The sequence below is a fragment of the Vibrio sp. WZ-1 genome, assembly GCF_052037695.1.
Taxonomy (GTDB): domain Bacteria; phylum Pseudomonadota; class Gammaproteobacteria; order Enterobacterales; family Vibrionaceae; genus Vibrio.
Map to the genome: position 1 here is coordinate 1 of NZ_JBQEQR010000036.1, position 21877 is coordinate 21877.

Annotated in this window: 24 protein-coding genes and 2 tRNA genes; 20 read left to right on the top strand and 6 right to left on the bottom strand. The window is 46.3% G+C overall.

The annotated features are described in order from the left end of the window. Window positions 1-1209 (bottom strand): transketolase family protein (locus ACTS60_RS01125; RefSeq protein ID WP_440886810.1); only part of this gene is annotated, 1209 nt, incomplete at its 3' end. 367 nt (window positions 1210-1576) lie between these two features. Between ACTS60_RS01125 and metK the strand changes: the two genes are divergently transcribed. The 8 genes from metK to ruvX all read left to right on the top strand — a co-directional run bounded on the left by metK (window position 1577) and on the right by ruvX (window position 8246). Continuing rightward, on the top strand, window positions 1577-2731 hold the full coding sequence (metK, locus tag ACTS60_RS01130; protein ID WP_440886811.1) for a methionine adenosyltransferase: 1155 nt from the start codon (window positions 1577-1579) through the stop codon (window positions 2729-2731). Between the two features lie 282 nt (window positions 2732-3013). Further along, window positions 3014-3811 (top strand): DUF2189 domain-containing protein, encoded by a 798-nt coding sequence (locus ACTS60_RS01135; protein ID WP_440886812.1) that lies wholly within the window; start codon window positions 3014-3016, stop codon window positions 3809-3811. Between the two features lie 67 nt (window positions 3812-3878). After that, complete coding sequence (locus ACTS60_RS01140) at window positions 3879-4376, top strand: SprT family zinc-dependent metalloprotease (protein ID WP_440886813.1); 498 nt, start codon at window positions 3879-3881, stop codon at window positions 4374-4376. Window positions 4377-4528: 152 nt separating this feature from the next. Beyond that, window positions 4529-5224, top strand: coding sequence for a deoxyribonuclease I (endA, locus tag ACTS60_RS01145; protein WP_440886814.1), 696 nt, complete (start codon window positions 4529-4531; stop codon window positions 5222-5224). A gap of 158 nt (window positions 5225-5382) precedes the next feature. After that, complete coding sequence (gene rsmE, locus ACTS60_RS01150; RefSeq protein WP_440886815.1) at window positions 5383-6114, top strand: 16S rRNA (uracil(1498)-N(3))-methyltransferase; 732 nt, start codon at window positions 5383-5385, stop codon at window positions 6112-6114. Window positions 6115-6127: 13 nt separating this feature from the next. Beyond that, the gene (gene gshB / locus ACTS60_RS01155) at window positions 6128-7078 is read left to right on the top strand and encodes a glutathione synthase (protein WP_005425823.1); all 951 of its coding nucleotides are present in this window, start codon (window positions 6128-6130) and stop codon (window positions 7076-7078) included. Window positions 7079-7207: 129 nt separating this feature from the next. Continuing rightward, window positions 7208-7771 carry a YqgE/AlgH family protein gene (locus ACTS60_RS01160; protein WP_440886816.1) on the top strand — a complete coding sequence of 188 codons (564 nt, stop codon included), beginning with the start codon at window positions 7208-7210 and terminating at the stop codon, window positions 7769-7771. A gap of 49 nt (window positions 7772-7820) precedes the next feature. After that, the gene (ruvX, locus tag ACTS60_RS01165; protein WP_440886817.1) at window positions 7821-8246 is read left to right on the top strand and encodes a Holliday junction resolvase RuvX; all 426 of its coding nucleotides are present in this window, start codon (window positions 7821-7823) and stop codon (window positions 8244-8246) included. Window positions 8247-8303: 57 nt separating this feature from the next. Here the strand turns inward: ruvX and ACTS60_RS01170 are convergent, their stop codons facing one another. Beyond that, a complete protein-coding gene (locus ACTS60_RS01170) occupies window positions 8304-9410 on the bottom strand; it encodes a PilT/PilU family type 4a pilus ATPase (RefSeq protein ID WP_010450346.1) in 1107 nt (368 codons plus the stop codon). 29 nt (window positions 9411-9439) lie between these two features. Further along, window positions 9440-10480, bottom strand: a complete 1041-nt coding sequence (locus ACTS60_RS01175) for a type IV pilus twitching motility protein PilT (RefSeq protein ID WP_010450347.1) — start codon at window positions 10478-10480, stop codon at window positions 9440-9442. Between the two features lie 28 nt (window positions 10481-10508). Between ACTS60_RS01175 and ACTS60_RS01180 the strand changes: the two genes are divergently transcribed. The 7 genes from ACTS60_RS01180 (at window position 10509) to hemW (ending at window position 15724) form a co-directional block, all read left to right on the top strand. After that, window positions 10509-11219 carry a YggS family pyridoxal phosphate-dependent enzyme gene (locus tag ACTS60_RS01180; RefSeq protein ID WP_440886818.1) on the top strand — a complete coding sequence of 237 codons (711 nt, stop codon included), beginning with the start codon at window positions 10509-10511 and terminating at the stop codon, window positions 11217-11219. 130 nt (window positions 11220-11349) lie between these two features. Further along, complete coding sequence (gene proC, locus ACTS60_RS01185; protein WP_440886819.1) at window positions 11350-12168, top strand: pyrroline-5-carboxylate reductase; 819 nt, start codon at window positions 11350-11352, stop codon at window positions 12166-12168. A gap of 52 nt (window positions 12169-12220) precedes the next feature. After that, complete coding sequence (locus tag ACTS60_RS01190; RefSeq protein ID WP_440886820.1) at window positions 12221-12778, top strand: YggT family protein; 558 nt, start codon at window positions 12221-12223, stop codon at window positions 12776-12778. Next, entirely contained in the window at window positions 12778-13068 is a 291-nt protein-coding gene (yggU, locus tag ACTS60_RS01195; protein ID WP_005425805.1) for a DUF167 family protein YggU, read from the top strand. The genes ACTS60_RS01190 and yggU overlap by 1 nt, the downstream gene beginning before the upstream one ends. A 59-nt stretch (window positions 13069-13127) precedes the next feature. Then, the gene (locus tag ACTS60_RS01200; protein WP_005425804.1) at window positions 13128-13559 is read left to right on the top strand and encodes a DUF4426 domain-containing protein; all 432 of its coding nucleotides are present in this window, start codon (window positions 13128-13130) and stop codon (window positions 13557-13559) included. A 371-nt stretch (window positions 13560-13930) separates the two neighbouring features. Beyond that, window positions 13931-14533: an XTP/dITP diphosphatase gene (locus tag ACTS60_RS01205; RefSeq protein WP_138955808.1), complete on the top strand. Its 603-nt coding sequence runs from the start codon at window positions 13931-13933 to the stop codon at window positions 14531-14533. A gap of 18 nt (window positions 14534-14551) precedes the next feature. Next, entirely contained in the window at window positions 14552-15724 is a 1173-nt protein-coding gene (gene hemW / locus ACTS60_RS01210) for a radical SAM family heme chaperone HemW (protein WP_440886821.1), read from the top strand. Between the two features lie 194 nt (window positions 15725-15918). On the opposite strand, the gene glsB is transcribed toward hemW, so the two are convergent. From glsB to trmB, 3 genes are all read right to left on the bottom strand, one after another. After that, complete coding sequence (glsB, locus tag ACTS60_RS01215) at window positions 15919-16839, bottom strand: glutaminase B (protein WP_005425799.1); 921 nt, start codon at window positions 16837-16839, stop codon at window positions 15919-15921. 102 nt (window positions 16840-16941) lie between these two features. Then, window positions 16942-17970 (bottom strand): TRM11 family SAM-dependent methyltransferase, encoded by a 1029-nt coding sequence (locus ACTS60_RS01220; RefSeq protein WP_440886822.1) that lies wholly within the window; start codon window positions 17968-17970, stop codon window positions 16942-16944. Window positions 17971-17981: 11 nt separating this feature from the next. Beyond that, window positions 17982-18701: a tRNA (guanosine(46)-N7)-methyltransferase TrmB gene (gene trmB / locus ACTS60_RS01225; protein WP_440886823.1), complete on the bottom strand. Its 720-nt coding sequence runs from the start codon at window positions 18699-18701 to the stop codon at window positions 17982-17984. Window positions 18702-18904: 203 nt separating this feature from the next. Here trmB and mutY point away from each other — a divergent pair, with 203 nt between their 5' ends. The 5 genes from mutY (at window position 18905) to ACTS60_RS01250 (ending at window position 21817) form a co-directional block, all read left to right on the top strand. After that, entirely contained in the window at window positions 18905-19981 is a 1077-nt protein-coding gene (gene mutY / locus ACTS60_RS01230; RefSeq protein WP_440886824.1) for an A/G-specific adenine glycosylase, read from the top strand. 19 nt (window positions 19982-20000) lie between these two features. Continuing rightward, complete coding sequence (locus ACTS60_RS01235; protein WP_005425792.1) at window positions 20001-20273, top strand: oxidative damage protection protein; 273 nt, start codon at window positions 20001-20003, stop codon at window positions 20271-20273. Window positions 20274-20359: 86 nt separating this feature from the next. Then, window positions 20360-21490 (top strand): membrane-bound lytic murein transglycosylase MltC, encoded by a 1131-nt coding sequence (mltC, locus tag ACTS60_RS01240; protein WP_038886310.1) that lies wholly within the window; start codon window positions 20360-20362, stop codon window positions 21488-21490. A 109-nt stretch (window positions 21491-21599) separates the two neighbouring features. Further along, window positions 21600-21675 (top strand) — tRNA-Phe (locus ACTS60_RS01245). Window positions 21676-21741: 66 nt separating this feature from the next. Further along, window positions 21742-21817 (top strand) — tRNA-Thr (locus tag ACTS60_RS01250). The last annotated feature ends 60 nt before the right edge of the window (window positions 21818-21877 follow it).

Sequence of the window (21877 nt, forward strand, 5' to 3'; positions counted from 1 at the left end):
GTTACCAGAGAAGTCGTTCGCTTCTAGAGACTTAGAACCAGACCACATAGTTAGGTTAGAAGGCGCTAGGTCAGCAGAGCCGCCCATGAATTCTGGAAGCATTTGACCAAACGCTTCTAGTGCGTTTTGAGATGCTTTACGAGATGCGATGTTAGCAGGGTTAGCTTGAAGATCTGCAATGATTTGGCTTGCTTTCTCTTCCCACTCAGCTGGAAGCTCGCCGTTTAGACGACGCTTAAGCTCAGCTGCTTCTGTTGGGTAAGCTGCTGCGTACGCTTCGAACTTCGCATTCCAAGCCGCTTCTTTCTCAGAACCTGCCGCTTTAGCATCCCACTCAGCGTATACGTCTGCTGGAATTTCAAATGCTGGGTGCTCCCAACCTAGGAATTCACGCGCTGCAGCGATTTCTTCCGCACCTAGTGGCGCACCGTGACAGTCGTGAGAACCAGATTTGTTTGGAGAACCAAAACCGATAATGGTTTTAGTACAAATCAGCGTAGGACGTGGGTCTGCTTTCGCAGCGATGATTGCTGCGTTGATCGCTTCAGAATCGTGACCGTCTACTGCTGGAATTACGTGCCAACCATAAGATTCAAAACGCTTAGGTGTATCGTCAGAGAACCAACCTTCAACGTGACCATCGATAGAGATGCCGTTGTCATCCCAGAATGCAATCAGTTTGCCTAGACCTAGTGTACCAGCAAGAGAACACGCCTCGTGCGAAATGCCTTCCATTAGACAGCCGTCGCCCATGAACACGTAAGTGAAGTGGTCTACGATGTCGTGGCCTTCTTTGTTGAACTGAGCTGCTAGCGCTTTCTCAGCCATTGCCATACCAACAGCGTTAGTGATGCCTTGACCTAAAGGACCCGTTGTTGTTTCGATACCTGGTGCATAGCCGTACTCTGGGTGACCTGGAGTCTTAGAGTGCAGTTGGCGGAAGTTTTTAAGGTCGTCGATAGACAACTCGTAACCACTCAGGTGCAGTAGAGAATAAATCAGCATAGAGCCGTGACCGTTTGACAGTACGAAACGGTCGCGATCAGCCCACTCTGGGTTAGCTGGGTTGTGGTTTAGGTGAGAACGCCAAAGAACTTCAGCGATATCAGCCATACCCATAGGTGCGCCTGGGTGGCCAGAGTTAGCTTGTTGAACACCATCCATGCTAAGAGCGCGGATTGCATTTGCCAGATGTTTACGAGAAGACATGTCTGCTCCTGAGTGCATTAAGCGAATTAATAAAGGAATGTGGGCACTTCTATCTAGAGAAGTGAATATAAAAGTGCAGGCAATATTCTCTCAAAGCAAAAATCTGACTGCAAACGTTTTACTCACCATTTTTGCGGTTTTAACTCAATCTTTTTGCTGTTAGTAAGCTGTTTATTAGAAATTCATCTCATCACAAGCAAACGATTGGGTCATAAGCTAGACCAATTCAAACAGAAAAAGAGCTTGTAATTCGAACTCGAAAATTTAAAATAGACGTCTAGATGTAGAAACACCTACAAACTGTATTGTATTTTCGTGGCAAGCTTGCGTTAGTTGGCCATGAGTAAACCTAAAGATTGGAGCTATCATGGCTAAGCACCTGTTCACTTCTGAGTCAGTATCAGAAGGCCATCCAGATAAAATCGCAGACCAAATCTCTGACGCAGTTCTTGATGCAATCCTTGAGCAAGACCCAAAAGCACGCGTTGCTTGTGAAACTTACGTAAAAACCGGCATGGTAATGGTTGGTGGTGAAGTTACCACTTCTGCATGGGTTGATATTGAAGAATTGACTCGTGAAACAGTACGTGAAATCGGCTACGTTCACTCTGACATGGGCTTCGATGCAAACTCGTGTGCAGTTCTAAACACCATCGGTAAACAGTCTCCAGACATCAACCAAGGTGTTGATAAAGCAGATCCTAAAGAGCAAGGCGCGGGCGACCAAGGCATCATGTTCGGTTACGCAACCAACGAAACTGAAATCCTAATGCCAGCTCCAATTACTTACTCTCACCGTCTTGTTCAAAAGCAAGCAGAAGTACGTAAAAACGGTACACTTCCTTGGTTGCGTCCAGACGCGAAGTCTCAGGTAACGTTCCAGTACGACCAAGGTAAGATCGTTGGTATCGACGCAGTTGTTCTATCAACTCAACACTGTGATTCAATCTCTACCCCAGACCTACGTGAAGCAGTAATGGAAGAGATCATCAAACCAGTACTACCTTCAGAGTGGATCAGCAAAGACACAAACTTCTTCATTAACCCAACCGGTCGTTTCGTTATCGGTGGTCCAATGGGTGACTGTGGTCTAACTGGTCGTAAAATCATCGTAGATACTTACGGCGGCGCAGCTCGTCACGGTGGTGGTGCATTCTCTGGTAAAGATCCATCGAAAGTAGACCGCTCAGCAGCTTACGCAGCACGTTACGTAGCGAAAAACATCGTAGCAGCTGGCATGGCAGACCGTTGTGAAATCCAACTTTCTTACGCAATCGGTGTTGCTGATCCAACGTCTATCATGGTTGAAACGTTCGGTACTGAAAAAGTATCTCACGACATCATCATTGAAGCGGTTCGTCAATTCTTCGACCTACGTCCATACGGTCTACAAGAAATGCTTAACCTTCTTCAACCAATCTACAAGAAGACAGCAGCTTACGGTCACTTCGGCCGCGAAGAGTTTCCATGGGAAGCGACTGATAAAGCTGAACTTCTACGCGATTTCGCTGGCATCAAGTAATCGAGCCACACAAGAATCGATAAAGCCCTCGCCTCTGGCGGGGGCTTTTTGTTTCTGCCTGCCCATTTTTATTTCCACTCCTTAACTGAACAAAAGTTCAGCAATTATTTGTAAATTGCCCCATCTCCGCCAATAGTTAAAATAATGTTAAATGCACTTTACGATGCATATAACGTATAGAGATAAGATGCGGGTTCACGTGCCTTAAAGGGCCATGAAAAACGTCAGCCGACCATCTTTTATGGCCTAGGTGCCACCGTGGGAATAAATCAAGGAGGAGTTATGCCTCGTACCGTAAATCCATCTGACTTCCAAAATAAGCGAAAGGAAGTTCCAGATAATGAATACGCCAGAACCATACCGTGCAATACCGTTAATCTTTCTGCTCCATTCCATTGGCTCGCGCTAGGTCTGCATGACTTCGTCCGCATGCCAATCATCAGTGCCTTTTACGGCATCTGTTTTATGGGTGCTGCAATTGGTATCGTACTTCTGGTTCAATGGCAAGGAACACACTTAGTGGTGATGCCGAGTCTAATTGTGTATATGCTAATCGGCCCTTTCCTTGCACTCGGTCTATACGACGCTAGTTGGGAGAGAGAGCGAGGGCACAAAGCTAGCCTGCTTCACTCTATGAAAGCCATTGGGCGCAACTCAACCTCCCAATGGGCATTCGCCGTTATGCTCGCGGTGTGTATGATTTTTTGGATGCGAATCGCCGCCCTACTTCATGCTCTGTACCCCTCAGTACAAGGTGCTCCACTGACTGAGTTCTTGCCTTTCTTGGTTATTGGTTCCCTCGTGGGCTTTGTCTTGGCTTGTGTGGTGTTCAGCATTTCTGCTTTCTCAATTCCACTCATGATGGAGCGTCGCGTCGATATGATGACCGCAGTGTTTACCAGCTTTAACGCCGTAAAATCCAACATTCCTGCGATGATCGTATGGGCAGCCATTATTTGTGGCGGTATCTTAATTGGCTTTGCGACATACGGTATTGGTATGCTCTTCACCATGCCAATCCTAGGCTACGGTACGTGGCATGCGTATCACGCGACAATTAAGAAAAAACACACGCCTTAGAAAACTGATGCTATGATCCAGCCCTCGCAAGCGCGGGGGCTTTTTTATTGAGTAAACGGAGTGAGTTGTGGATATAGACCTGAGCTACAAAGCCAAGCAAGTGATGGCGGATTGCATCGCGATGGCAGAGCAAGCCTTCAAACGTTCTTTTATCATCCCTACTCTGGCTTTCAATGTGCGTGGTAAAGCCGCAGGCAAAGCCTACTTGCAATTGAATGAGGTTCGATTGAATCCAAAACTCTTCAAAGAAAATCCACAAGCCTTTCTTAAAGAAGTGATCCCACACGAAGTCGCGCACCTCATTGCTTATCAAGTTTACGGTCGAGTTCGCCCGCACGGAAAAGAGTGGCAAGGCGTAATGGAAGCAGTGTTCAAAGTCCCAGCCAAAACCACTCACAGTTTCGATATTGCCTCTGTGCAAGGTAAAACTTTTGAGTACCGCTGTGCTTGTATGACTTATCCACTCTCGATTCGACGCCATAACAAAGTCTTGCGTAAAGAGGCAGTATATTCGTGCCAGAAATGCCGAAAACCACTCAGTTTTACTGGCATTCAGGTATCTTAACCTTCCCCCTCATATCAATATTCAATTTCCTAAATCAGAGACTGTCTTTGTCAAACGGCTGCTTTTTACCCGTTATTGTCAATACACTCATCACTACAGATTATTTATGCGTGTTAGAATGAATAAAGTCATACTTTATAAAGACTTTAATCATGAAATACCTGTTCTCTTTATTCCTACTTGCGCTTTCTAGTGCAGCGATTGCTGCGCCTCCAAGCTCTTTCTCCGCAGCCAAGCGTGAAGCGGTAAAAATCTACAAAGATCACCCAACCAGCTTTTACTGCGGCTGTGACATCAAATGGCAAGGTAAGAAAGGCGTACCCGATCTTGCTTCATGCGGATATCAAGTTCGTAAGCAAGAAAAGCGCGCATCGCGCATCGAATGGGAACACGTTGTCCCAGCTTGGCAATTCGGCCACCAGCGTCAGTGTTGGCAAAATGGTGGACGTAAAAACTGCACAAGAAACGACAAAGTCTTCAAATCAATGGAAGCCGATCTCCACAACCTGACTCCGGCTATCGGTGAGGTAAACGGTGACCGTTCGAACTACAACTTCAGTCAGTGGAACGGTATGGATGGCGTCAGCTACGGTCGCTGTGAAATGCAGGTTAACTTTAAGCAGCGTAAAGTTATGCCGCCCGATCGCGCGCGTGGTTCGATTGCACGTACATACTTGTACATGAGCAAAGAATACGGCTTCAAACTGTCCAAGCAACAAACTCAATTGATGACTGCTTGGAACAAAACTTACCCTGCAGATAAGTGGGAATGTGAGCGTGATGAACGCATTGCTAAGATTCAAGGCAACCACAACTCATTCGTTAAAGAGGCTTGTCGCGCACTGTAATTCTTCCTGTAATTCTTCCTGTAATTACCGTGGAACACCTCTGCGATTCGAGGCGTTATCATTAACTGTAATGGAAACGCCTCTTGCCCCTTGTTTTTTCGGTGGAAAGCATCCATGTTAGTGTCTAAATACTCGCGTATGCAGGAAATCGAAACACTATGCGTATCCCTCGAATTTATCATCCAGAAACCATTCAACAACTTGGCATCATTGCTCTAAGCGACGATGCAGCTGGCCACATCGGTCGTGTACTTCGCATGAAGGAGGGCCAAGAAGTCCTACTGTTTGACGGCAGTGGCGCAGAATTCCCAGCAATCATCAGCGAAGTTAGCAAAAAGAATGTGATGGTTGAGATCTCTGAACGCGTAGAGAGTGACATTGAGTCACCACTTGACCTTCACCTTGGTCAGGTTATTTCACGTGGCGATAAGATGGAATTCACCATCCAAAAATCAGTAGAGCTTGGCGTAAATACAATTACACCATTGATCTCTGAACGTTGTGGCGTGAAATTAGACCAAAAACGTTTCGAGAAGAAACTGGCTCAGTGGCAGAAGATTGCGATTAGTGCTTGTGAACAGTGCGGTCGCAATGTAGTACCTGAAATTCGCCCTATCATGAGCTTAGAAGAGTGGTGTCAAGAAGAGTACGATGGTTTGAAACTTAACCTTCATCCACGTGCAAAATACTCGATCAACACCCTGCCAACACCTGTTGAGAAAGTTCGCCTATTGATCGGTCCTGAAGGCGGTCTATCTTCTGACGAAATCGACATGACTCGCGAATACCACTTTGAAGAGACCCTACTCGGCCCTCGCGTTTTACGCACCGAAACCGCGGCTCTGACAGCAATTACAGCTTTGCAAGTTCGTTTCGGCGATCTTGGTTAAACGGAGAAAAATAATGATCAAACTCGGTATTGTAATGGACCCAATTTCGTCCATTAACATCAAGAAAGACTCTAGCTTTGCCATGATGCTTGAAGCGCAACGCCGCGGCTACGAAATCCATTACATGGAAATGAACGATCTGCACCTAGACCAAGGTAAAGCGATCGCTGATACTAAAGTAGTCGAGCTTAAAGAAGATCCAAACGGCTGGTACGAATTCAAATCAGAGCAGACTATTGAACTGTCTGAGCTTGATGCGGTACTGATGCGTAAAGATCCTCCGTTCGATACTGAATACATCTACGCGACTTACATCTTGGAGCGTGCTGAAGAGCAAGGCGCACTAATTGTTAACAAACCGCAGAGCCTACGCGACTGTAACGAAAAACTGTTCACCGCTTGGTTCCCTGAGCTAACACCAACCACAATCGTGACGCGTAAAGCAGAAAAGATTAAAGCCTTTCGTGAAGAGCACGGTGATGTGATCCTAAAACCACTTGATGGTATGGGCGGCGCATCTATCTTCCGCGTGAAAGAGAACGATCCAAACGTATCTGTGATCATTGAGACGCTAACGAACCACGGCCAAAACTACGCGATGGCACAAACCTTCGTGCCAGACATCAGCAATGGTGACAAACGTATCCTAGTGGTTGATGGTGAGCCAATGCCTTACTGCCTTGCTCGTATCCCTGCGAAAGGCGAAACGCGCGGTAACCTAGCGGCTGGCGGCACGGGTGAAGCTCGTCCACTAAGTGAAACCGATATGAAGATCGCTCAAGCGGTTGCTCCAACACTGAAAGAGAAAGGTCTCATCTTTGTAGGTCTTGACGTGATTGGCGACAAGCTAACAGAAATCAACGTAACTAGCCCAACTTGTATTCGTGAAATCGAAGCCGCTTTTGATATTTCAATTACTGGCAAGCTAATGGACGCGATTGAGCGCCGAGTGAAAGGCGAATAACTCAAACTGTATTACAGTTAAATAAGAACGTTGTGGATTAACTTAAGCAAACTCATGCACATACCCGCACGGGTGAAAACATGGTGTTTGCTTAAGTGTTTTTAATAGCCTTATAAGGTCAAGATGAGAATGAACCTCACAAACCATTTCTTAGTTGCCATGCCGGGAATGAAAGATCCCTACTTCCAGAATAGCGTTATCTACGTCTGTGAACACAACGAAGAAGGCGCTATGGGGTTAATGATCAACGCACCTGTCGATATCACAGTAGGCAGCATGCTCAATCAAGTCGAAGTGCAACCTGTGCACCCTCGCCTGTTTGAAGCAAGCTTGGAGAGACCAGTTTACAACGGCGGTCCTGTTTCTGAAGATCGCGGCTTTATTCTGCACAAACCAAAAGACTACTACGAATCAAGTATTCAAATGACCGACGAACTGGCGGTGACCACGTCCAAAGACATCTTGTCAGTACTTGGTACAGAAGCCGAACCCAGCGACTATTTGGTAGCACTGGGATACTCAGGTTGGAGTGCTGGTCAGTTAGAAACCGAATTGGCAGAAAACTCATGGCTGACGATTGAAGCCACACCAGAGATCATTTTCGATACACCGATCATCGATCGCTGGAAAAAAGCTGTCGAGAAGCTTGGTATCGATCCGAGCCAGCTCTCAGCAGATGCCGGGCACGCCTAAACGTTTATATACCGCAACCTATTTTCACTATTTAGATTCAGAGCACCTTATGTCACGTACCATTATGGCTTTCGATTTCGGCACCAAGAGCATTGGTAGCGCCATCGGGCAAGAAATCACAGGCACTGCTTCACCGCTAAAAGCATTCAAAGCGAATGATGGCATTCCAAACTGGGATGATATCGAAAAGCAAATTAAAGAGTGGCAACCAGACCTATTGGTGGTGGGGTTGCCAACAGACTTACACGGTAAGGACCTAGAGACCATCACGCCACGAGCTAAGAAGTTCGCCAACCGTCTGCACGGTCGCTACGGTTTACCCGTTGAATTGCATGATGAACGCCTATCAACCGCAGAGGCACGCGCAGAGCTATTCAGTATGGGGGGCTACAAAGCGCTATCGAAAGGCAATATCGACTGTCAATCCGCGGTGGTGATTCTTGAGAGCTGGTTTGAAAGCCTTTGGGGTGAGTAGAGGCTTAAAGCACAAAAAAGGTTGGCTTCTGCCAACCTTTTTAGTTTCTGGAATAGATTAATCCATATCGATCTTAACGTTCGCCAGCGTGCCCGTAGAGAAAGCTTCACCACGTTGCGTCTTCAGCATCAAACGTAAATCGTTGGCAGAGTCGGCACTGTGCAATGCATCTTCTTCGCTGATCTTACCTTGCATCACCAACTTGTAGAGCGATTGGTCGAAAGTCAGCATCCCGAACTCGTTAGAGCGAGCCATGGTCGATTTTAATTCGTGTAGATCACCTCGACGGATCAGATCGGATACGCGCGGGCTGTTTAATAAGATCTCAAAAACGCCGTGACGTCCTTGACCGTTTTTATCACGGATCAGTTGCTGACCGACTACGCCTTTTAAGTTCATCGATAGATCAAACAAGAACTGATCTTTTTGATCTTTTGGCACTAGGTGCAAAATACGCTCAAGTGCTTGGTTTGCGTTGTTGGCATGTAGTGTCGCCATGCACAAGTGACCAGTCTCAGCAAAGGTCATCGCATATTCCATCGTTTCGCGGCTACGGATCTCACCAATCAAAATCATGTCAGGCGCTTGGCGTAGTGAGTTCTTCAGTGCCACTTCATAGCTGTCAGTATCTAACCCCACTTCACGCTGTGTCACGATGCAACGCTTATGCTCATGCACAAATTCAATTGGATCTTCTACCGTCAGAATATGACCAGTTTTGTTATTGTTACGATAGCCCGTCATCGCCGCCATGGTGGTCGACTTACCAGAACCGGTCGCACCAACCACCAGCACCAACCCACGCTTGGCAATGGCAAGATCTTGCAGTACCAAAGGTAGCTTGAGTTGCTCAAACGTTGGAATGTTGGTTTCGATACGACGAATCACCGCTCCCGGCAATTCACGTTGAAAAAAGGCACTAACACGGAAGCGACCGCAATCACGGACAATGGCAAAGTTCGACTCACGGCTTTTACGAAACTCCTGACGTCGCTCTGGGTCCATTGCGCTGTCGAGTAACAAGGCGACGTCATTTTCAGTCAACTTATCGCCTTGCGGGCGCAATTCGCCATCGACACGAAACAAGATTGGAGCGCCAACAGTGATGTAGAGATCCGACGCTTTTAACGCCAGCATGCCTTCGAGAAATTTATTTAGATCCATTATCCGTCTTCATTTTGTCTAGATGTCTATTACGAGAATTGCTGCGCTTCAATTTCGATTTTCTTATCCACTTCTTCTCGAGTAACCATACCTTGCGCCATTAATTGGCGAGCATTTTGCTCCATGGTCTGCATACCATGCGCCGCACCTGTCTGAATGATCGAATACATCTGCGCGACTTTGTCTTCACGAATCAGGTTACGGATTGCTGGCGTTGCCATCATGATTTCATGACACGCGATACGACCACCACCATTACGCTTTAGAAGTTTTTGCGCGATAACCGAGCGTAGCGATTCTGACAACATCGAACGTACCATGTCTTTGTCACTGCCCGGGAATACATCGATGATACGGTCGATGGTTTTCGCAGCTGAGCTAGTGTGTAGTGTACCGAAAACAAGGTGACCGGTTTCCGCAGCGGTAAGCGCTAGGCTGATGGTTTCTTTGTCGCGCATCTCACCAACTAGAATCACATCCGGGTCTTCACGCAACGCACTACGTAGCGCGTTTTGGAAGCTGTGCGTATCACGGTGTACTTCACGTTGGTTGATCAGACACTTATTGTTGGTATGAACAAATTCAATTGGATCTTCAATTGTTAGGACGTGCTTATTGTGATTACGGTTAATGTAGTCAACAATGGCAGCCAAAGTAGTCGATTTACCAGAACCTGTTGGGCCGGTAACCAGTACCAAGCCTTTTTCGGCATTGGCAATCTTTCTGAAAATCTCAGGAGCTTCTAGCTCTTCCAATGTTGGAATGCTGCTTGGGATAGTACGGAATACAGCAGCACAACCGCGAGATTGATTGAAGGCGTTGACACGAAAACGGCCAACGTTGTGCAATTCAAATGAGAAATCGACTTCGAGTTTTTCTTCGAACTCACTGCGTTGCGCATCGTTCATGATTTCAAAAACCAAACGGTGCACTTCTTGGTGTGTAAACGCTGGAATGCCCAGTTTTCTCACATCACCATCAATACGAACCATTGGTGGTACACCTGCAGAAAGATGTAGATCCGAAGCATTATGTTTTACACTAAAATCCAGTAACTCAGTGATATCCATTTAAAATCCTTAAGTCTAAAGTACAGCTATGAGTAGTATTCAACAAAACATTGAACATATCACCTCTCAAATTCGACACGACGAACAAAAATGCGGTCGTTCTCCAGAGTCCGTGCAACTTCTAGCAGTAAGCAAAACTAAACCTGTCGAGGCAATTCTCGAAGCTTACCAAGCTGGCCAAACGGCATTTGGTGAAAACTACGTCCAAGAGGGCGCAAGTAAAGTTCAGCACTTTGCCGAGCATTATCCTGATAATCGAATCGAATGGCACTTTATTGGCCCTATTCAATCCAATAAATCACGCCCTGTGGCTGAACATTTCGATTGGGTTCACACCATTGATCGCGCCAAGATCGCTCAACGCCTCAATGACCAGCGTCCAAGCGAGCTCAAACCTCTGCAAGTTCTGATTCAAGTTAACACCAGTGGTGAAGAATCAAAATCTGGTGTGGCTGATGCAGAAATATTCGAACTGGCTGAGTTGATTTCTCGCCTGCCAAACCTCACGTTAAGAGGGTTGATGTCGATTCCTGCCAACGTGCCAGATTACGAATCACAACTTCGCGCATTTAAGCAACTTGAAGAGCTAAAACAAAAGCTAGCTCAGCAGTACCCAGATGTCGACACGCTATCCATGGGAATGAGCGGAGACATGGATGCGGCAATCGAAGCAGGTAGCACTATGGTGCGAATCGGCACGGCGATTTTTGGCGCGCGCGACTACAGCAAACAGCAATAAAAGCGACTCGTTGTTAGACACTGTGAATTTGAGTCTGACCGCCTTTCTTTAGGCTGTCAGAGCAAAGTGGTGTAATTATACACCTGAGCGCACAACAAATTGTAAGAATTTATATTTGGAAATCAGACATATGGAACATAAAAAGATTGCCTTTATCGGCGCAGGAAACATGGTGCGTGCGATCGTTTCTGGTCTTGTAGCAAATGGCTACCCTGCACAGAACATCATTGCGACCGCCCCATCGGAGACGCGTCGCCAACCTCTTGAGCAAGACTTTGGTATCCGCACCACCAGCGATAACATCGCAGCCGCGACAGAAGCGGATGTTGTGGTATTGTCTGTGAAGCCACAAATGATGGAAGACGTGTGTAAACCACTGCAATCTATCGACTTCAGTGACAAACTGGTTATCTCCATCGCAGCGGGCATCAGCTGTACACGTTTGGATGGCATGCTAGCAACTAAACTGAACTTGGTTCGCGTGATGCCTAACACACCATCACAACTTGGTTTAGGCATGAGTGGGCTTTACGCACCTGAACATGTGCAAGAACAAGATAAAGCTTTCGCGGCAGAGCTAATGCAAGTATGCGGTAAGGTATGTTGGGTTGAACAAGAATCTGGCATCAACAACGTAATTGCAGCGGCAGGCAGTGCACCAGCTTACTTCTTCCTGTTTATGGAAGCGATGCAAGCAGAAGCGATTGCTCAAGGCTTCGATAAAGACACTGCTCGCACGTTAGTTCAACAATCCGCACTTGGTGCAGCAAGCATGGTAGTAGAAAATCCACAAACTGAGCTTTCTACACTACGCGAGAACGTGACATCAAAAGGTGGCACAACCGCAGAAGCGCTACGTACATTCAACGAGCACCAACTGTCTGATATTGTGGCGAAAGCAATGCAAGCAGCGGTTGCTCGCGCTGAAGAAATGGAAAAACTGTTTTAATGACTGAGTGACTCCCACTCTGTGTCACTCACTTACTTTTTAAGGGTACCTTATGAATTCAATGAGTTTTCTCATCTCAACCCTATTTGACCTGTACATCATGGTCGTAATTTTGCGTATATGGTTGCAAGCTGCTCGTGCAGATTTCTACAACCCATTCTCGCAATTCATCGTCAAAGCAACCCAACCGGTTGTGGGTCCGCTGCGCCGCGTGATCCCATCCATCGGCAGCATCGACCTAGCGACGGTACTGTTCGCTTACGTGCTGTGTGTACTTAAGTTTGTTGCCCTGATCCTGATCGCTTCAAGTGGTTCAGTTTCTTTTAGTGCTGATTTCCTATTCCTAGGTTTGCTATCACTGATTAAAGCCGCTGGTGGCTTGTTGTTCTGGGTACTACTGATTCGCGCAATCCTAAGTTGGGTTAGTCAAGGTCGTAGCCCTATCGAGTATGTATTCCACCAGCTAACCGAACCAATGCTAGCGCCAATCCGTCGCATCATCCCTGCTATGGGTGGCTTCGACTTAAGCGTACTCGTGCTGTTCATCGGCCTGCAGTTCGCTAACTTCCTAATGGGCGACATGATTGGTCCTATCTGGTATCAACTATAATGTCAGAAGCAGTTTGGCATGATGGCGAGGATGTTGTGCTTAGACTCTACATCCAACCAAAAGCAAGCCGCGACAAGATCGTCGGCTTGCATGGTGAAGAGCTCAAAATCGCCATCACCGCACCGCCTGTCGATGGTAAAGCGAATGCGCACTTAACCAAGTTTTTAGCTAAACAATTTAAAGTTGCTAAAGGTTTGGTTCACATAGAAAAAGGTGAACTGGGACGTCATAAACAAATTCGGATAGAATCCCCAGTGCAAATACCAACAGAAATTAAAGCCATCATTTGATGGCTTTTTATTTACGAAATTCGTACCAATAATTAAACGCCCGATTCGAGGAAGTGATAATGAGCAAATGGATTACCGCCCTACTGATCAGCCTATTGTCTTTACCAAGCATGGCAGGTCAGTTCAAAACCATGAAAGATATCGAGGTACACTACATCGCGTTTAACTCGACCTTTTTAACCCCCAAGATCGCCCGTAGCTACGACATCAAGCGTAATGGCTACAATGCAGTACTGAACATCAGCGTGCTCGATAGTGCTTCTCTGGGTAAACCTGCTGTTGAAGCTAAGATCAGTGGTCAGGCGAAGAACCTTATCGGTCAAACGCAGAAGCTCACCTTCCGTGAAGTGAAAGAAGGTGATGCGATTTACTACCTAGCAGAGCTCGGTATTACTAACGAAGAAACTTTTACCTTTGATATTGACGTTAAAGCTGGAAACAAAGGCTCAGGTAAGCTTAAATTCACCCAGAAATTTTATGTCGAAGAGTAATTAGGTTGTGATGTTCTAAAAGCTTTTCGATCATCATAGCCTTAGGGTCTGTTTACCTTTCGAGCTGATTTTTGCAGCGAATTGTTGGGTATTTATACAAGGCAGAGACTTTGCTATGTAGCTAGCCTACATGAGAAGTCGATAACGCAGTAGAAATGACCAACAAACGCTGCCCAAAGGGTTCGGCTAAAATCGTTTTATGCTTTGTTAAGGAGTATTTGCTTAGAGTGACTAGGCGACACACTCCTTGCCTCACCTAAAACGATTTTATCTCGAACAAAATTTAACCGCGAAAGGTCAACAGACCCTAGAACCAATTTAATCAGGGAGAACACTACGTTCTCCCTTTATCGCTACAGAAAGAGACGACCATGAAAAAGATAGTGCTAGCAACAGGCAACCAAGGCAAAGTTCGTGAGATGGCAGATCTGCTGTCTGACTTCGGTTTTGAAGTATTGGCGCAAAGTGAATTCAACGTATCTGAAGTAGCAGAAACTGGCACTACTTTCATTGAAAATGCGATCATCAAAGCTCGCCATGCAGCACAAGAAACTGGTCTTCCTGCGATTGCGGACGACTCAGGCTTAGAAGTCGATTTCTTGAAAGGCGCGCCGGGCATTTACTCTGCACGTTATGCAGGCGAAAAAGCCTCTGACCAAGAGAACCTAGAGAAGCTACTTAAAGCAATGGAAGGCGTACCAGAAGCCGAACGCACCGCTCGTTTCCACTGCGTATTGGTTTTGATGCGTCATGAGAACGATCCAACTCCTATCGTTTGTCACGGTAAGTGGGAAGGTCGCATTCTCACTCAAGCACACGGTGAAAATGGCTTTGGCTACGACCCAATTTTCTTTGTTCCTGAAGACAACTGCGCGTCAGCCGAACTTGAACCAGCACGTAAGAAGCAACTGTCTCATCGCGGTAAAGCACTCAAGTCGTTGTTTGCTCAATTGTCTGAGCAAGTGTCTCAGTAATCACGAGCGAATTAGACCATGTTAACGCCCCCAGCACTGAGCTTGTATGTACACATCCCATGGTGTGTACAAAAGTGCCCGTATTGCGACTTTAACTCTCACGCGCTTAAAGCCGAGATTCCAGAAGAAGAGTACATCAATGCCCTTCTCGAAGACTTGGATACTGACATTGAGAAATACCGCCTCAACGATGCGCCACGTCCACTGCATTCGATCTTCATTGGCGGTGGTACGCCTAGTCTGATTTCGGCAGAAGGCATCGAACGTCTACTTAAAGGTATTGAAGCGCGTATTCCGTTCAAGCCTGAAATCGAAATCACTATGGAAGCTAACCCTGGCACCATTGAGGCAGAGCGTTTTGCTGGCTACCGCAAGGCTGGCGTAACACGCATCTCTATCGGTGTGCAAAGCTTTGAGCAGCAGAAGCTCGAGCGTTTGGGGCGCATTCACGGTCAAGATGAAGCCGTCAATGCTGCTAAGCTGGCGCACCAAATCGGTTTGAACAGCTTTAACCTCGACCTCATGCACGGCTTACCAGATCAAAGCATCGAACAAGCCTTAGCAGATTTGGACAAAGCGATTGAGTTAGCGCCGCCACACTTGTCTTGGTATCAGCTAACGATCGAACCAAACACCATGTTCTACTACAAGCCACCGACACTGCCAGATGACGATGACTTGTGGGATATCTTCGAGCTGGGACATGAGAAACTCGCAGCGGCAGGCTACGTTCAATACGAGATTTCTGGTTACAGCAAGCCGGGCTATCAGTGTCAGCACAACCTGAACTACTGGCGCTTTGGTGATTACCTAGGCATTGGTTGTGGTTCACACGGCAAGCTGAGTTTCGCTGATGGTCGCATCGTTCGTACCACTAAGGTCAAACACCCACGTGGCTATCTGATGGCATACCAAAACATGGTGAAGCCGTATCTGGATAGTGAACAGCTCGTCGCCGACGAAGATCGTCCGTTTGAATTCTTTATGAACCGTTTCCGCTTGATGGAAGCGTGCCCGAAACAAGACTACATCGATACGACAGGTCTGCCGTTGAGCTCGATTCAAGAAACTATCGATTGGGCGCTTGAGATGGGTTTCCTGAGTGAAACAGAGACCCACTGGCAAATTACCGAGAAAGGTAAACTGTTCTTGAATGACTTGCTAGAAGCCTTTATGGCGGAAGAGGAATAGGTAACAGAATCGAGATTCGGGAACGGACTGCGTCCTTCGAGAAGCGAGATGTATGACAACATTTACCTAGATAGAAACAAAAAGGGTTGACGCTCAAACGCCAACCCTTTCTTTTATTCGTAACAACACTTATTTCTCTAAAGCGGAGCGTTCCCGAAGGATGAAAACCATTCTCGCCTTCATGTCTCTTTTCTTTAAAAAATCGAACGACCGATACGCTCTGCAAGTAGTTCAAGTGCTTTAGTACCAGCAAGCGAGTTACCTGACGCATCAAGCTCGGGAGACCAGACCGCTATCGTCATTTCACCCGGCACAACAGCAATAATACCACCGCCAACACCTGACTTACCCGGCATACCAACGCGGTAAGCAAATTCACCAGCACCATCATACAAGCCACAGGTTGCTAGTAGCGCATTCAATTGCTTGGTTTGCGTTGGTGATACCACTGGCTTACCCGTTTGTACCGACGTACCTTTGTTGGCTAAGTAGCTAAAGGTCTTCGCCAGATCGACACAGCTCATCTTCAACGCACACGCATGGAAGTAGTTTTGCAGAACGGGGATAACCTCGTTTTCGAAGTTACCAAATGAACGCATCAAGTACGCGATCGCAGCATTGCGGTCACCATGCATCATTTCAGACGCTGCAACCACTTTGTCGTACACGATATGAGTATCACCAGATAGCTGACGAGCAAATTCCAATAGACGCTGACGTGGCGCCGAGAGACGGCTTTGCAGCAAATCAGCAACCACAATAGCACCAGCGTTAATGAACGGGTTACGTGGAATGCCCTGCTCCATCTCTAGCTGGATCATCGAGTTAAACGCCTGACCAGAAGGCTCTTTACCTACACGACACCAGATCTCCTCTTGCTTGTACAAGCACATTGCCAGAGTCAGGCTCAACGCTTTTGAGATCGACTGAATCGAAAACGACTCTTCTGCATCGCCCGCTTTAATCACTTCACCTTCATTGGTGTATACCGCAATACCTAGCTTAGTATTGGGCACTTTTGCCAACGCGGGAATGTAGTCGGCGACTTTGCCTTGACCAATTAAAGGACGAACTTCCGCCAGAATGTCTGTCAAAATTTGCGCTGTAGGTTTCATCTTCTACCTTCTTGTCACAAGAACCCAAATGGCTGGGCCCAGAGGTAAAAAAAGCCAACGCGGACGTTGGCTTTTCCATGGAATTTATTCGACTCAAGTCGATTATGGTTTTATTGCCACAATGATGTTGCGGTTGATAGATTGGTCAACACGGTGAAGATAACCGATGTAAGGTTCTTCTGAAAGCACCTTCCACCCTTGCTCTTCAAATAATGCCGCTACGTCTTTCCACTTCAAAGTGAATTCGTTGAAAGATAGCACCACAGAACCTTGTTTCTTCAACACCACTTTCCATGCAGGCAGAGCCTCTTTTAGAAGCTCAAGTGGGCTGCGGTTCAGCTTGCTGTCTTTGGCATTTTTGCTGCCGTGCTGCACGCCATAAGGCAAGTCAGACACCATCACATCTACCGAGTTTTTCTTCACAACTTGGTCAGCAATACGTGTATCTGCTGAGTACAGCTTCATTGTTTGAAGATTACCTTTGTTGTAATCGTCTTTGTCTGCTGCAGCCTCAACCACGAAGCCGTCTGCCACTTTTTTACCACCAGCAGTGCGCTTTTCTTTGCTCACTTTGTGCTTGAAGCGGCCGTTCTTCATGAACTTAACGATGAAGGTTTGGATCTCTTGAACCCATTTCTGGTTGATCTCAACACCCACAACATTCAAGCCGTGGATCAAACCTTCAAACAATGTTGTACCTTTACCACACATAGGATCCATCAACGTCAATTGCGCACTGCCTGTGTTGGCAGCACTTACGCCTAGGTTCACCATCAAACGCGTAAACTGTTCGTTTGTTTTACCTGTGTAACGCAGGATCTGACTCATGCTCTCAGGGAAAGTATTGAATGCAGGCGCCTGAATTGGACGTAGCAAGCCATCTTCACGCACTTCAAATAGCGCGTAATAGATAGATGACGCAGCAATCTTGCCTGCCTGTGCTTCACTCAGTTCTGTTTCGCAAGAGAATACAAGTGCCGCAGGAAGACCCACATCTTTGTTGCCAATTTCAGTAACTTCAACACCTTCCGACACCAAAATAGCTTTCAGCTCAGAACATGCAATCGTCATAGCGCTATCAAAGTAAATACGGTTATGGCCCGGATTCGCTAATATCGCGTAGTGGTACATCTACTGGCTCCTTAAGCAGTACGCTTGAATTTGATATCCCACACACCGTGACCTAGACGGTGACCGCGAGCTTCAAATTTAGTCAGTGGACGCTCTTCTGGACGAGGAATGAAGTCGCCTTCTTCAGCGATGTTTTCGAAACCAGGCGCTTGGTTCATGATTTCAATCATGTGCTCAGCGTAGTTTTCCCAGTCTGTCGCCATGTGGAAGATACCTTCATTAGGGATAAGCTTCTGACGCACCATTTCAGCGAACTCAAGCTGTACGATACGACGCTTGTGGTGGCGCTTTTTGTGCCATGGGTCTGGGAAGAACAGTTGTAGCGTCGCTAGGCTGCCATTTGGGATCATGTGTTCGAATACTTCTACCGCATCGTGACACATTACACGTAGGTTCGTGATACCTGCTTCGCGAGCATCTGCAAGACAAGCACCAACGCCTGGACTATGAACTTCGATACCAATGAAGTTTTTCTCTGGTGCGTTCTTTGCCATTTCAACCAATGAAGCACCCATACCAAAACCGATCTCTAGTACAACTGGGTTGTCATTGCCAAATACTTCTTTCCAATCAAGAAGTTCAGCTTTGTAGTCGATACCCATTGTTGGCCAGCATTCGTTCATCGCATTTTCTTGGCCCTTAGTTAGACGACCTTCGCGACGCACGAAACTGCGGATTTTACGGATCATCTTACCGTCTTCGTTGTACTCGTTAGTGGTTACTTCACTCATTGATTTTGCCTGCACATTGATTAATCAAAGCGGGGATTATCCAAAGAATTCTCTTAGGTGCAAGTATTTGTTGAGCTATCAGACTATGGCAGCCCAAAAGCAATCAAATCAGACACAATATCCCCACAGTTTATCTGTTGTACTTACACCACAATCTGTGGTGCAATTTTACTCCTAACCAATAATAGAATACAGAGCAAGTCGTGACACCTTTCGCCAGTGCCATCTTAGAATGGTATGACGCATATGGAAGAAAAGATCTTCCGTGGCAACAAAACAAGACCGCTTATAGTGTCTGGTTGTCTGAAATCATGCTTCAGCAAACTCAGGTCACTACGGTTATTCCTTATTACCAACGCTTTTTGGAGCGCTTCCCGACCGTGGTCGATCTTGCCAATGCAGAGCAAGATGAAGTGCTGCACCTGTGGACCGGCTTAGGTTATTACGCTCGTGCTCGTAACCTTCATAAAGCCGCGAAAGAGGTCGCCCATAAATATAATGGTGAGTTCCCATTAGACCTGGAGCAGATGAATGCCCTACCGGGGATTGGCCGCTCTACCGCAGCAGCAGTACTGTCGTCTGTCTATAAACAGCCACATGCGATATTAGATGGCAACGTAAAGCGCACCCTTTCACGCTGCTTTGCTGTTGATGGATGGCCGGGACAAAAAAAAGTCGAAAATCAATTGTGGGAGATCGCAGAAACGCACACTCCACAAACGGATGTCGACAAATATAACCAAGCCATGATGGATATGGGTGCCATGATGTGTACCCGCAGTAAGCCTAAGTGCACCTTGTGTCCGGTCAACGAACTTTGTGTAGCAAAAAAACAAGGTAACGTGCTTGATTACCCGGGTAAAAAACCGAAAAAAGACAAGCCTGTTAAGCAGACACGTTTCGTTATGCTGCATCACAAAAATGGCAATGGGCACGAAGTGTGGCTAGAACAAAGACCGCAGACGGGAATTTGGGGCGGACTCTTTTGTTTCCCACAAACCGAACATATCGATGTTGAGAGCGATATTGATTTGCTACTGGAACAACGTGGTATTCAAGCGGGCGATATTAAGCATCAAGAGACACTGATTACGTTCCGCCACACATTCAGTCATTACCATCTCGATATCACACCGATTTTGATTGACCTGTCAAAGCAACCCACTGTGGTGATGGAAGGCAACAAAGGTCTTTGGTATAACTTATCTAAACCTGAAGAAGTCGGTTTGGCAGCACCAGTAAAACTTCTACTGGAAGCGCTACCCCACGAACTTCGTTAATTAATTGCAAGGAGTCATTATGAGCCGCACTGTTTTTTGTGCTCGACTAAAGAAAGAAGGCGAAGGCCTAGACTTTCAACTTTACCCAGGTGAACTAGGTAAACGCATTTTCGATAATATCTCGAAAGAAGCTTGGGCTCAGTGGCAACATAAACAAACTATGTTGATCAACGAGAAGAAGCTCAACATGATGGATCCTGAACATCGCAAACAACTTGAGACTGAAATGGTGAATTTCTTGTTCGAAGGTAAAGATGTTCACATCGAAGGCTACACGCCACCAAGCGAATAAAGCAAACTTGTTTTAAAACAATGACATCACAACCAACCTTGTGGTGTCATTTTTATATTAGAGCCCACAAAGCCATCTCAATAGTTATGAAAAAAATTGCCTTTATTGCTACCGCACTCTTAATGGCAGGTTGTAGCCGCGAATTTGTCGAGCAAATTTACGACGTCAATTACGAGCCAACCAACCGTTTTGCCAACAACTTAGCAGAACTGCCGGGACAGTTTGAAAAAGACACCGATGCACTCGATGCACTGATCAGCAGCTTCTCTGGCAACATTAAAAAGCGTTGGGGCCAACGCGAAGTGAAGTTTGCAGGTAAAAGCAATTACGTAAAATACATTGATAACTACTTGAGCCGCGCTGAAGTCGACTTCCAAAAAGGTGTGATTACCATAGAAACGGTTTCTCCAACAGAGCCACAAAAACACCTTAAGAACGCCATTATCACCACGCTTTTAACGCCAGATGATCCGGCTAACGTTGACCTGTTCTCTTCCAAAGAAATCAAATTGGAAGGTCAGCCCTTTCTCTATAAACAGGTTGTCGACCAAGACAAAAAGCCAATTCAGTGGTCATGGCGAGCAAATCGCTTTGCCGATTACCTAATCGCAAATCAAGTCAAAACCAAGGATGTCGACTTTAAGAAAGCGTATTACGTTGAAATCCCAATGGTGGAAGATCACTTCTCGCAGCGCAGTTACCAATATGCTGATATCGTGCGTCGTGCCTCGAAGAAATACGACATCCCTGAAGATTTGATTTACGCCATCATCAAAACCGAAAGTAGCTTTAACCCGTACGCGGTAAGTTGGGCAAATGCGTATGGCTTGATGCAGGTTGTTCCAAAAACGGCTGGCCGTGACGTATTCAAGCTGGTGAAGAATCGTTCTGGGCAGCCAAGCCCAGAATATTTATTTAACCCAGAGAACAACATTGATACCGGAACGGCTTACTTTTACATCCTTAAAAACCGTTATTTGAAAGATGTACAGCACCCAACCTCGTTGGAGTACAGCATGATTTCTGCTTACAACGGCGGAACTGGTGGTGTTTTAAACACTTTCCATCGAACTGATCGCAAACGCGCAATGAAAGATTTAAATTCTTTACAGCCAAATCAAGTTTATTGGGCATTAACAAAAAAACATCCAAACGCAGAAGCACGTCGTTACCTAGAAAAAGTTACAAATTTCAAAAAGGAATTTAACGCTGGATAAACTTTAGCGCGACAGTTGAATAAAAAGCGTTCGAACAACCACTTTTTTGAAATTATTTAAAAAAAGTGGTTGACGCAAAGCAGGAAAATCCGTTTAATAGCGCTCCGTTGCCCGGATAGCTCAGTCGGTAGAGCAGAGGATTGAAAATCCTCGTGTCGGTGGTTCGATTCCGCCTCCGGGCACCACAATTTGATTTGTTGGTGTCTTAACCAAGTGTTATTACACGAACAAAAGCACAAAGAATACAGTGTGCCGACTTAGCTCAGTAGGTAGAGCAACTGACTTGTAATCAGTAGGTCACCAGTTCGATTCCGGTAGTCGGCACCATTCTTTTGCCTCGATAGCTCAGTCGGTAGAGCAGAGGATTGAAAATCCTCGTGTCGGTGG